10 protein-coding genes are annotated in these 12,852 nt (G+C 42.8%); 8 read left to right on the forward strand and 2 right to left on the reverse strand.

The window, feature by feature from the left end; genetic code table 11:
- Positions 1 to 239 precede the first annotated feature (239 nt).
- From QZZ43_RS03945 to QZZ43_RS03980, 8 genes are all read left to right on the forward strand, one after another.
- Positions 240 to 1,046 (forward strand): outer membrane protein assembly factor BamD, encoded by an 807-nt coding sequence (locus QZZ43_RS03945; protein WP_291856475.1) that lies wholly within the window; start codon positions 240 to 242, stop codon positions 1,044 to 1,046.
- 12 nt (positions 1,047 to 1,058) lie between these two features.
- Positions 1,059 to 1,397, forward strand: a complete 339-nt coding sequence (locus QZZ43_RS03950; protein WP_291856477.1) for a DNA-directed RNA polymerase subunit omega — start codon at positions 1,059 to 1,061, stop codon at positions 1,395 to 1,397.
- Between the two features lie 103 nt (positions 1,398 to 1,500).
- Positions 1,501 to 2,709, forward strand: coding sequence for a bifunctional phosphopantothenoylcysteine decarboxylase/phosphopantothenate--cysteine ligase CoaBC (coaBC, locus tag QZZ43_RS03955; RefSeq protein ID WP_291856479.1), 1,209 nt, complete (start codon positions 1,501 to 1,503; stop codon positions 2,707 to 2,709).
- Entirely contained in the window at positions 2,706 to 3,608 is a 903-nt protein-coding gene (locus QZZ43_RS03960; RefSeq protein WP_291856481.1) for a DUF4835 family protein, read from the forward strand. Before coaBC ends, QZZ43_RS03960 begins: the two co-directional genes overlap by 4 nt.
- Positions 3,609 to 3,615: 7 nt before the next feature.
- A complete protein-coding gene (gene recN, locus QZZ43_RS03965) occupies positions 3,616 to 5,271 on the forward strand; it encodes a DNA repair protein RecN (RefSeq protein WP_291856483.1) in 1,656 nt (551 codons plus the stop codon).
- A gap of 237 nt (positions 5,272 to 5,508) precedes the next feature.
- On the forward strand, positions 5,509 to 6,354 hold the full coding sequence (locus tag QZZ43_RS03970) for an SDR family oxidoreductase (protein ID WP_291856485.1): 846 nt from the start codon (positions 5,509 to 5,511) through the stop codon (positions 6,352 to 6,354).
- 316 nt (positions 6,355 to 6,670) lie between these two features.
- Positions 6,671 to 7,576: a sulfate adenylyltransferase subunit CysD gene (gene cysD / locus QZZ43_RS03975; RefSeq protein WP_291856486.1), complete on the forward strand. Its 906-nt coding sequence runs from the start codon at positions 6,671 to 6,673 to the stop codon at positions 7,574 to 7,576.
- Between the two features lie 111 nt (positions 7,577 to 7,687).
- Positions 7,688 to 8,965, forward strand: coding sequence for a GTP-binding protein (locus tag QZZ43_RS03980; RefSeq protein ID WP_291856488.1), 1,278 nt, complete (start codon positions 7,688 to 7,690; stop codon positions 8,963 to 8,965).
- 284 nt (positions 8,966 to 9,249) lie between these two features.
- On the opposite strand, the gene QZZ43_RS03985 is transcribed toward QZZ43_RS03980, so the two are convergent.
- Both QZZ43_RS03985 and QZZ43_RS03990 read right to left on the reverse strand, forming a co-directional pair.
- Positions 9,250 to 10,815 carry a hydrocarbon degradation protein gene (locus QZZ43_RS03985; protein WP_291856490.1) on the reverse strand — a complete coding sequence of 522 codons (1,566 nt, stop codon included), beginning with the start codon at positions 10,813 to 10,815 and terminating at the stop codon, positions 9,250 to 9,252.
- 186 nt (positions 10,816 to 11,001) lie between these two features.
- Positions 11,002 to 12,513, reverse strand: coding sequence for a hypothetical protein (locus tag QZZ43_RS03990; protein WP_291856492.1), 1,512 nt, complete (start codon positions 12,511 to 12,513; stop codon positions 11,002 to 11,004).
- Between the last annotated feature and the right edge of the window lie 339 nt (positions 12,514 to 12,852).

The following is a 12,852-nucleotide window of genomic DNA, read 5'->3' on the forward strand; positions in this document are numbered from 1 at the left end:
GTAATGTTTTTTGTTTATTTTTATTATCCCTTCTAAAAAAGCATACACCTACGGTATTCTTTGCCTGAATAATCCTGTGTGGCCTGGTTTTTGTTTAAGGAGGGAAATAATTAGTGGAAAAGAAAAAACAATTCAAAACTGTTTTTTTAAAGTAAAACCGTATCTTTGCACGGAATTTTGCCATCACTGATTTTCAGTAAGGACATTATTCAGCAAATGCACAAAAGCGCATGTTTACAATGAGGAAATTGCTTGTATTTATGGCCGTTATCTTACTGGCCTCCTGTAGCGAATATCAGAAAATACTTAAAAGTACCGATTACGACCTGAAATATGAAAAGGCGTTGGAGTATTATGAAGAGGGCGACTATATGCGCGCTTCCACTTTACTTCAGGAGTTGATTTCTGTTTTTATGGGAACCGCAAGAGCGGAAGAGGCACATTATAAATATGCCAATGCTCTTTACGAAATGCGTGATTACATCAGTTCTGTGCATTTTTTCCAGGAATTTGTTAAAAAATATCCCAATAATGAGCATGCCGAAAGGGCTCAGTTTATGGTAGGAGCTAATTATTATCAGATGTCTCCAAAGCCGCGCCTGGATCAGACAGACACACAGAAAGCCATCGAGGCGTTTGAGTTATTTTTAAGTCTTTTCCCTCAGAGTGAAATGGCCGACGAGGCAGTAACAATGATTGAAGAGATGGAAGAGAAACTGGTGTTTAAATCGTACCTGAGCGCCAAACTTTATTACCATCTCGGAACTTATATGGGAAATAATTACCAGTCGGCAGTGATTACCGCCCGCAACAGTCTGGACGAGTTTCCCGATACCGAGTATCGCGAAGAATTGTCTTACCTGATTCTTGATTCGCTTTATATTCAGGCGATGAACAGTGTTAAAGAGAAAGAGGAAGACCGTTTGCGTCGCACGCTTGATGAATATTACGCTTTTATTAATGAGTTCCCGGAAAGTTCTTTTATGAAAGATGCCAACAAGATTTTTGAGAGTGTTACATCGATGTTACAACAATATAACAATTAAATTTTCATTGCAATGGATTATAAAAAGTCAAATGCACCTTTGAGCACTATTACCTGGGATACTCAGGACATGTCGTCTCAAACCGGTAATATTTATGAGACGGTGGTGATTATAGGTAAGAGAGCCAATCAGATTGGTGTTGAGATGAAGGAAGAGCTCAATAAAAAGTTGCAGGAATTTGCTTCTTATACCGATAACCTGGAAGAAGTTTTTGAAAACCGTGAGCAAATTGAAATCTCTAAGTTTTATGAGCGTCTTCCCAAGCCCTCATTGTTGGCTGCCCAGGAGTTCGTTGAAGGTAGCATCTACTATCGCAATCCTGCAAAGGATAAAGTTGAAGACGAAGAATAGATGATATAAAATGAAGGCTTCCCTGTGTTTACGGGGAAGCTTTTGTTGTTTTTTTCAGGATTGTTGAAACTGTTCCCTTTTTTCGGAACCCCAAATTGCTCAGATGCTGAAAGGAAAGAAAGTGATTTTAGGCATTACGGGGAGTATTGCTGCCTATAAAGCTGTTTATTTGCTTCGGCTTTTGGTGAAAACAGGTGCTGATGTTCAAGTGATTATTACCCCTGCTGGTAGGAAATTCATCACCCCGGTAACCTTGTCGGCCCTCTCCGGGAAACCTGTACTTTCCGAATTTTTTGCCAATAATGATGGTACCTGGCACAGTCACGTGGACCTTGGGTTGTGGGCGGATATAATGATAGTTGCGCCGGCCAGCGCCAATACGATGGGCAAGATGGTAAATGCCATCTGCGACAATCTTCTGATCACTACTTATCTTTCGGCCAAATGTCCTGTTTTAGTGGCTCCCGCCATGGATCTTGACATGTTTGCACACCCGGCCAATCAACGAAATATTGAGCTGTTGCGTAGTTTTGGGGCGCAAATAGTGGAGCCCGGAACCGGCGAATTGGCAAGTGGGCTGGAAGGAAAAGGGCGCATGGAAGATCCGGAAGTGATTGTTCAGAGGGCTGTTGACTTGCTGGAATCTCAAAAAAAAAAGTCTCTGACAGGTAAAAAAGTGCTGGTTACCGCAGGTCCTACCTACGAAAATATTGATCCTGTACGTTTTATTGGAAATTACTCTTCAGGTAAGATGGGCTTTGCCATTGCTCGTACGTTGGCCGATTTTGGGGCTGAGGTATACCTGGTTGCCGGTCCGGTTGGCCTATCGATCTCTCACCCACTCATTAAGCGAACTGATGTGGTTTCAGCCCTGGAGATGGAAGCTGCCTGTCGTGAATTTTTTCCATTGTGTGATGCCGCTGTTTTCTCTGCCGCCGTTGCCGATTATGCGCCTGCTGCTGTCGCTAACGATAAATTAAAGCGAACCGATGCGGAAATGACAATACGGCTGAAACCCAATCCCGACATAGCTGAAGGATTGGGAGCCAAAAAGAAAGAGAATCAGGTTACTGTTGGTTTTGCACTTGAGACCAGTAATGGAGAGGTTAATGCACTTAGAAAGATAGAAAAGAAAAACTTCGATTTTATTGTGCTCAACTCTCCCAATAAGGCAGAAGAGGGATTTATGACCGATACCAACAGGATAACCATTATTCATAAAGACCATAAAAAAGAAAGTTTTCCGTTAAAGAGTAAGAAAGATGTGGCTGTGGATATTGTAACAGCCCTGGAAAAAATTCTTTTGAAATGAGAAAACTCCTGTTTATATCTGTTTTTTTGCTGGCCTCTTTGGCTACCGTTTGTAGTCAGGAATTGCGTTGTGCTGTTCAGGTTGTTGCCCCTTCGGTTCAGGGAACCAATCGAAATGTGTTTCAAACTTTGCGCGAAACCATTTATGAGTTTATGAACAATCAGCAATGGACCAGCCATGTGTATGAAACTTCCGAGCGAATTGAATGTACTTTCCATTTTACCATCGATGAGGTAATTGGTGTGGACCAGTTCAAAGGGTCGCTGCAGGTACAGGCAAGACGCCCGGTGTATAATTCTGCTTATTCAACAACCACCCTCAATCTGAAAGATGACAATGTCGATTTCAGGTATGGTGAATACGAGCAGCTGGTTTTCAATAAAAATAATCTGGAATCGAATCTGGTGGCTCTGCTGGCCTATTATGCCAACATTGTTCTGGGGTACGATTATGATACTTTTAGTTCTGAAGGCGGGACTCCCTTTTTTGAAGAGGCAGAGCGGATTGTGGGGATGATGCAAAATGCCCGTGAGAGTGGTTGGAAGCAATTCGAAAGTCGCCAGAACCGTTATTGGCTGGTTGACAATTTACTGGAAGAGGACCATCGGCCTTTGCGGGAATTTTATTATGAATACCACCGCAACGGATTGGATCAAATGTCGGAAGATGCAGAGGAGGGAAGGGCCAGTATTGCGGAATCGATGGATTTGTTGAAGAAAGTTTATCGTACCGATCCCAGTTCGTATGCTCTTCAGGTGCTCTTTGATGCCAAACATCAGGAATTTGTGAATATTTTTTCTGAATCGTTTTTTATGGAGAAGGCTGAAGTGGTTAATATCCTTTCGGAAATTAATCCGACCAATTCGGACTCCTACCAGAAATTGCTGAAAGATAATTAGTGTAATTATGCTGAAATCTTTATCTATTAAAAATTACGCGCTTATCGATAAAGCCAATATCGAATTTGGTTTGGGCTTTACGGTCATTACCGGAGAGACAGGGGCCGGAAAGTCTATTATGTTGGGTGCTCTTGGCTTGGTTTTGGGGCAGCGGAGTGATGTATCTGTAATTGGCGATAAAGAGAATAAGTGTGTTATCGAAAGTGTTTTTGATGTTTCCAGGTACGGGTTGCAGTCCCTTTTTGAGGAGGAGGATGTTGACTATGAGGAAGAGACTGTGCTGCGACGTGAAATATTACCATCCGGAAAATCCAGGGCTTTTGTAAATGATACCCCGGTCAATCTGAACTTTCTGAAATCTTTGTCTGACAAATTGATTGATGTGCATTCTCAGCATCAGAATTTATTGCTGGGGGACAACAGGTTTCAACTCAATGTGGTGGATACCGTGGCCGGGAATCAGAAAATAAAATCAAATTACAGAGAAGCTTATCACATTTACCGGAAACTGCTTTCCGAAAAGAAAAAGCTGGAGGAGTTAAATGCCCGTCAGCGCAGTGATCAGGATTATTGGGAATTTCAGTTTAAGCAACTTGAAGAAGCCAGTCTGCAGGCAGGGGAGCAGACGGAGCTGGAAAGAGAACTTGAAGCGCTTTCGCATGTTGAAGAAATTAAATCAGCATTATCCCAGGCATCAATGATGCTCTATGAGAATGAACAGCCCATGGTGCAGGAGTTGTTTCACCTGAAAGAAGCTCTGCAAAAGATTTCGGCCTATCTTCCGCAGGGGGATGAGTTGTCCGACCGATTGAATTCTGTTTACATTGAGCTTAAAGATATTGCAGAGGAGATTACCGAGCGTGGCACCGAAGTAGAGTTTGATCCCGCTCGGCAGCAGTTGGTGCAGGAACGTTTGGATATGATTTTTTCGCTTCAGCAAAAACATCATGTTGACTCGGTGGAAGCGCTCATTGAAATTAAAGAGGATCTTTTCTCTAAACTGGAACAACTGGCTTCGTTCGATGAAGAGTTGGCAGGCCTGGAACGTGAGATTGCAGTGGCACTGAAAAAACTGAGGGAGCAATCGGAAGTGTTGACCAAAAGTCGTGAAAAAGTATTTAAGCCGATAGAACAATCTATTCAGAGTCAGTTGCGTGAATTGGGGATGCCCAATGCTCGTTTTTCTGTTTCTAATCAGCGAAGTAACGATTTTGGTTCTGAAGGTCAGGATGAAATTGCGTTCCTTTTCTCCGCCAACAAAAGTGCACAGCTGACTGATATACCTAAAGTTGCATCGGGAGGAGAAATTTCCCGGGTGATGTTATGCATTAAATCGCTTCTTTCGGATGCCAAAGGATTGCCTACCATTATTTTTGACGAAATTGATACCGGTGTTTCTGGGGAAATAGCCGACCGCATGGGACGAATAATGCACTCCATGGGCAAAAACATACAGGTGGTCAGTATAACACACCTTCCACAGATTGCTGGAAAAGGCAATCGCCACTTCAAAGTTTTCAAGACTGAAACCGATCATCAAACTATTTCCTCTGTTAAGTTGTTAAGTAATGATGAAAGACTAACCGAAATTGCAGGAATGCTCAGTGGCTCCAGTGTTACGGACGCAGCTCTTGAAAATGCCCGCTTTCTGATGGAGAATTAAGCTGTGTGAAGAGCAACAAAAGAGAATTATGCTGAAAAACCTGATGAGTGAGTCACTTTTTAATACCTAATTGGTGTGTAATTTTGTTAAATGTCTATCGCTTTTAATTGCACAATCACCTAATAATCAGCAATTAGACCTATTTTTAAATAGATTCGATTAATATAAGGCTTCCGGTTTCTTTTACCGGCAGTGATTTTGCAATATATTTGCAGCCTGAAAAACATTTTTACCGATATGGGAAATAACTTGTTAAAAGGGAAACGGGGGATAATTTTCGGCGCCCTCAACGATATGTCTATCGCATGGAAAGTTGCCGAACTGGCCCACCAAGAAGGAGCCACATTTACATTGTCAAATACTCATGTAGCATGTCGCATGGGAGAGGTTACCGACCTGGCCGCGAAGACCGGCTCGGAATTGGTTCCTGCCGATGCCACCAATGTTGAAGACCTTGAAAATGTTTTCAAACAATCGACCGAGATACTGGGAGGCAAGATTGACTTTGTTCTGCATTCCATCGGAATGTCGCTCAACGTGAGAAAGAAGAGAGTTTATCACGACCTGGACTACAACTATCTGCAAAAGACACTTGACATTTCTGCCATTTCATTTCATAAAATGCTGCAGGTAGCTTTTAAGCTGGATGCAATGAGTGAGTGGGGGTCTGTATTGGCGCTTTCTTATGTGGCTGCCCAGCGTACCCTGTATGGTTATAATGATATGGCTGACGCTAAAGCTTTGCTGGAGTCTATTGCCCGTAGCTTCGGGTATATTTTCGGACGTGAACGCAAAGTGAGAGTGAACACCATCAGTCAGTCGCCTACTGTGACTACTGCCGGTAGCGGTGTAAAAGGGTTCGATGGTTTAGTGGATTTTGCAGACCGGATGTCTCCCCTTGGTAATGCTGATGCTCAGGATTGCGCCAACTTCTGTGCGATGATGTTTTCTGACTATGCACGAAAGGTTACCATGCAAAACCTGTTTCACGACGGAGGTTTCTCCAGTATGGGTATGAGTATGCGTGCTATGAAGCAGTACAATAAGAGTTTCGACTCAGGAGAACTGAGTGATTTGTATTAAGCATATTTTTATAACAACCCGATTAATACAATCGATTGTTGCTGCGTGGCAAGATTTTGTGAGTCAAATTTTTTGTGTGGAATGGGTTGTTTCTGTTTAAATTCAGAACTTCAGTGTTATATGGTTTTTCTGACTGTTGACTTCTAAAAACCTAACATACTATCGTAATAAGGCCATTCCGATTTTTTGGGAATGGCCTTATTATTAAGTATATTTACGGCCGATTTTCAGACCATAAACTTATTACAAAGATTATCTGATAATGCCGATTATCTGTGCTTGAAAAGATAGTCTTAGCAAAAGAAAATAAAGATAAATGGACAAATACCAGATTAACCACCTTAGGGAACTGGAAGCCGAATCGATTTTTGTTATTCGGGAGGTGGCCGCTCAGTTTGAGAATCCCGTGATGTTGTTTTCGGGCGGTAAAGATTCTATCGTTATGTTTCATCTGGCCCGTAAGGCTTTTTGGCCTGCCAAAGTGCCTTTCCCGTTGATGCATATAGATACCGGACATAACTTTCCTGAGACTATTGAGTACCGGGACAACCTGATGGAAAAAACTGGTGCCCGGTGTATTGTGAAATATGTTCAGGATACCATTGATCAGGGTAAAGCGGTAGAAGAAACCGGGGTGAATGCCAGCCGGAATAAAATGCAGACCATTACCCTTTTGGATGCGCTCGAACAGGAAAAATTTGATGCTGCAATGGGCGGAGGTCGCCGCGACGAAGAGAAGGCTCGTGCCAAAGAACGTTTCTTCTCACATCGTGACGAATTCGGTCAGTGGGATCCTAAAAACCAACGTCCGGAACTTTGGAATCTTTTTAACGGCAAAAAAAATATGGGAGAGCATTTTCGTGTTTTTCCTATTAGCAACTGGACCGAAATGGATGTTTGGCAATACATCTACATGGAGGAGATTGAACTTCCCTCTCTCTACTTTACACACAAAAGAGAAGTGTTCCAACGCGATGGTGTATGGATGGCGAAAGCGCCTTTTATGCAGTTAAAAGAGGGTGAAAAACTGGAGTTAAGAGATGTGCGTTGCCGTACCATTGGCGATGTTACCTGCACCGGCGTAAGCCTTTCAACTGCCAATAATCTTCAGGATATTATCCAGGAGGTGGCTGCCACTCGTGTTACCGAACGTGGTGGACGCGCAGATGATAAGCGTTCCGAATCGGCTATGGAAGATCGCAAACGCGAAGGGTACTTTTAGGGTTCGGGGTTCTGGGTTCAGGGTTCTGAGTTCAGGGTTTCGAGTTGAATCTCAATAAAATATAAATTAATAATTGATCATTATTAATTGATCATTGATAATTGAAATAAAATGAGTGGAAAAGAATCCGGATATTTAGATATGGAGCTTTTGCGTTTTACCACCGCTGGTAGCGTGGACGACGGCAAAAGTACACTAATCGGTCGTTTATTGTTCGACTCAAAAGCAATCTTTGAAGACCAGATGGAGGCTATCGAAAGGGCCAGCGTTCGTTCGGGTGGTGAAGATGTAAACCTTGCTTTGCTCACGGATGGGCTGAAGGCCGAACGCGAGCAGGGAATTACAATTGATGTGGCTTACCGGTACTTTGCCACTCCAAAAAGAAAATTCATTATTGCTGATACTCCCGGGCATATTCAATACACAAGAAATATGGTGACCGGCGCCAGTACTGCTAACGCTGCCATTATTCTGGTGGATGCCCGTCATGGGGTGTTGGAGCAAACTCGCCGGCATACTTATATTGCGTCACTGTTGCAGATTCCTCACATCATCATTTGTGTTAATAAAATGGATTTGGTGGAATACAAACAGGACGTGTTTGAACAGATTAAATCTGATGTGGAAGACATCTCGTCCAAGTTGAGTGTAAAAGATGTTCGTTATGTACCTATCAGTGCACTGGTGGGGGATAATGTGGTGGACCGTTCGAAAAAAATGGACTGGTACGAAGGACCTACTTTGATGTATTTGCTGGAGAATATGCATATTGGCAGTGATATTAACCGCGACGACTTTAGATTGCCGGTGCAGTATGTCATTCGTCCACAGTCGAAAGATTATCCTGATTACCGTGGATACGGGGGGCGCATAATGAGTGGTACCCTCAATGTTGGGGATACTGTTAAGGTGCTGCCATCCGGCTTTACTTCAAAAGTGAAAACCATTGACTTGTTTACCGATAGTCTGAAAAAAGCTTTTGCACCTCAGTCGGTTACTGTGCAACTTGAAGATGATATTGACATCAGTCGTGGAGATATGCTGGTAAAAGAGACCAACGGACATGAGCCGATTGTTGGTCAGGATATTGATGTAATGCTTTGCTGGTTTAATGAGCGGAAAATGATTGCCGGGGGGAAATATACCCTGCGACAAACCACCGCTGAGATGCGCTGTATGATTAAGAGTGTTGATTACAAAATGAACATCAACACCCTTGAACACGATCCCGACGACCTTGAAGCAAACATGAATGATATAGTACGCGTAAAACTGCGCACAACCAAGCCTTTGTTCTACGATTCCTACAATCTGAACCGGAATACAGGTAGCCTGGTGCTTATTGATGAAACTACCAACGAAACTGTGGCTGCAGGAATGATTGTGTAAGACATTTTTTTTATGATATTTCAAACCGTCAATGCCGTAAAGTGTTGGCGGTTTTTTATAAAAAAGAAATAAGAGAAATGACCAGTTTCTTTTGAGGTAATGTAAAAAGGAGAGGTTGATTTTCAGTTTTGCCGAAAATCAACCTCTCCTTCTCATGAATATCATTTTAAACGCCTGTTATTTCGAATGAAATGATGGAACCCCTTTTATTACCGGACACCAATATTACTAATTCACTTAGTCTGGTTGGTGGAAGGGATTTTCTAATTTCTTGCTTCCAGTGTCTAAAACCTCCAGCCTAAAGTCACTGCCAGGTGATGATTTTTGGCAATCATTTCAGCAGGCTCTTGTATCTCATCAACCAGCTCAGGTGTGTAGTAAAGCGAGTGAATATAGGTTTCATAATTGAATAGATAAGCCACATCGATGCTCATGTTCCCACTTCTGAATCCCAGTCCCCCGGTAATATTGTAATGCTCACCAGCGGCATTTAATAGGTTTTGATCCTGTTTGTAAGGATTCTGAAACATGGCATAACCACCTCTCAGTGACAATGTTGGCAGTATGCGGTATTCTGCGCCAAATCTCAGATTATGAGTTGCTCTGAAGATGTCGTTAATTGCATCGTTGGTCGAGTTAAACTGTGCAGTCTCGTTAATGCGGTTGTTTTTGCTTTTAAATTTCATGGTGGAATAATCGGTATATTCGTAATCAACCGAAATTAATCCATTGGTTCCAATGATGTATGCAAAACTTCCAACAGCTTTTAACGGGGTGCGAAAGTTATAGGAACTTTCCCCCAGGTCTGAAGTTATTTCATAATTGTCGGCATCAAAAAAGTTTGCCCGGGCTCTTGTATCATACTCGGTTTTCATGGAATAGTAGGTTGGGGTATGAAGAGAAGCGCCCAAACGAATACTGTTGACCGGTTTAAAGATGGCGCCAATTTTTAGATTGAGTCCTGTTCCAGATGTGTGTTCGTATTCATCAAAGTAGAAATCGTCAAGAATTTCATACCCATTATCGATTCGGTAATCGATATATGCGTCGTAAAGGTCATCTCCTGCCTGCTCGTAGTGTTGCGATTCAACTTTGTTTTCCAGAGTGGCAATTCCCAAACTGGCGCCCAGATAAAACTGATTGCTGAAGTTGGCACCAAAGGAAAGGTCAAAAAGTCCTGAATATCCAGACTCTGTAATCAGCTTCATTTGGTTTACTCCGTTTACCGGCCCCAATTCCAAAAAGCCCTCTTCATTGATGAATTCAAAGGCCTGCATATACTGATTAGGCTGGCTGCCTGGGATCAGTTCGGTTAAGCGGGCATCGTAGGCAATGCCGGTATAAAAATTGTCCAGATCTTTAGGTATATATCCAAACGAATTGGATGCCAGAGAATGAAGCAGGGAAGACTTGACACCATCTCTTTGAATAAAACTTTTCCTGTTGAAATTGTTTGTTCGGTTGTAACCGATTCCAAAGTGAGTGCTAACCAGTCCGTTATCTACTTCCCGCATCAGCCTTGAAGTCCCCACGTAGGATACCTGATTAATGGGTACACTAAATTTATCATCCTTGCTTATAGTGCCATAATAATCACTCTCTGTTTGTCCAAAAACCAGTGATGGGGTAAAAGAAAACTCGCTGCTTCGGTAAACGGCAATCCCCGCAGGGTTGATGCCAATGGCGGAATAATCGCCTCCCAAAGCTCCCATCGCTCCTCCCAAACCAATGCTACGTGCTGTTCCTGTAGGATTTTGCGAAGAAAATCTGAGTGCATGATCTTCTGTCTGAGCATTTGTGGCTGTATGAATAAGGAGCAACGCTGTTGCAAAAAACAAATACTTTTTCATATTGATAAGGGTTTGATTACCCCATGCAGATTTCTAAAGGATTTGCATGGGATAAAGAATTTGAAACGAGCATGGAGCTTTGATTTTACACATTCACAACTAATGAATAGTATCATAAATCTCGTGTTCCATTAAACCTATAACTTAAGCAAACATCATTCTATTGAAATGAGGATGCTTTCGTTTTTATCGTCTTCCGGTTCTAACAGTGCTACCACTGCTGGATCCGCTGCTACTTCGTGAACCGGATGAAGAAGAGCTGCTTCCGGAATAAGAAGAACTACCTGAGCCACTGCTGGACCTGCTTGGCGTATAGCTGCTGCTTGATGATGATGATGAGCTGCGCTTCGCAGGGGTATAGGTGTTTCTTTCAACACTGGATCGCTGTCGGGTGCTACTTCCACTATTGTAACTTCTGGTTGGCGTGGATACCGATCGTTGCTCTGTTGAATTTCCTGACTTCAAAGAACTACTGCTCCTGGTTCTGGTATTGGTGCCGGATGGTCGCGTGTAAGTGCTTGATCGGTTGTAAGAAGGCTTCGATGCATTGTCCGGTTGGCTATAAGTTGGTGTTGAACTCCTTCTTGTTCCTGTTTGAACTGTTCCGGATGAAGCCCCGGTACTTCTATAACGGGTTATACTCCTGTCCTGGGTGTTCTTATCACCATCAGATTTAAGGGTGGCAGATCCTCTGATAACCCTTTGCGTATTCCGGTCAGGATTAGTAACCGTCGTACTGCCGTCGGAGTTGCGGATTATTCTTGTACCGCTGTCAGTGGTTCTTACCACACGTTCTTCACTGGTACTACCTGATCTTTTCAGGGGTGTATAAGCACCACCAGATGAAGTGTTCGAATACCTGGTATTCGTTCCCATTGAGGGTTTTATGCCTCTTTCAATATCTCTTCTGTTATTATTTCCAGCACTCCCATAGTATCCGTGATGATAGCCTGGATAGTGGTGCCCATAACTGTAATAGGGTCCGTGATAATAACCCCATCCGTAATAGTAGGGGGTATAGAATGGATCGTAATAACCATAGCCATACCAGTTACTGTAGGAAGGGTATCCCCATGTACTGTAACCAAATGACATACTCCAGGGGCTTGACCAGCGGTTAAACCGGTAGGAATCGTACCAGGGATTGCTCCAGGTAGGAAACGCATAAGCGTAGTTCCCGTCCACATAAACATTCCAGCCGGGATCGTTAAAATAAACAAACTGGTTGTAAAGCGGTGAGTAGTAAGGAATCCGGTTGAATGGGCCATGAAATCGAATCAGTCTTTCTGCATAATCACGGTCCATGCTACCACCGTCGAAACCATCGACCCAATAGCCGGTTTCTTCGTCATAGTAGATTAATGTATCTACTTCTTCCGATTGTTCATCGGCAAGAATGGATGCATATTTTTCCTGTACTTCGGAGAAATCGCGTACATCTTCCTGTTCCCTGGCAAGTTGACTGTTTTCATAATCACGAATCTGTCGGTTTTCCTCTTTTCTGGCTTGTTTTCGTTCGTCTTTGGCAATGGAAGGTACCGGTGCAAATGCCTGCTCCCTGTTTTCCTTCGTCAAGTCCGGCGCATAATAAATATCATCATAATACACTCCGGTTGATGCCATTTGGCCGGTAGTTGTGCATCCACCTGCCACTATCAGCAAAATAGCTGTGGTTGTTGTTAATAATAAGTTTTTCATAAGGCATCCTCCTGTTTGTTTCTTATATTTTTTAAAGCAAATTCTATACCAAAAGGTCTTTTCCCAGAGCTAATGTTAAAAAATGTTTTCTGACTTCATGCCTGGGTCATTTAAAAATGCTGTTGCTCTTTTGTTTTTGGACAGAACAACAGCGGTTTGGTTTACTGTCGGGCTCAGGTTTGTTCATATTCAAATCCTACAAAATACTGCATTATGCCGTTCAATGATAATTCTGACCATTAGGGAAAGCTATCTCAATTTTTCCCGGTTAGTAATGATAAAAAATCAGTAGTGTCCGACAAAAAAAGCGTTTAACTTTTTGCGCTCAAGCCGCGCGGG

Source organism: Marinilabilia sp. (assembly GCF_016278715.1).
In the GTDB taxonomy this organism is placed as follows: domain Bacteria; phylum Bacteroidota; class Bacteroidia; order Bacteroidales; family Marinilabiliaceae; genus Marinilabilia.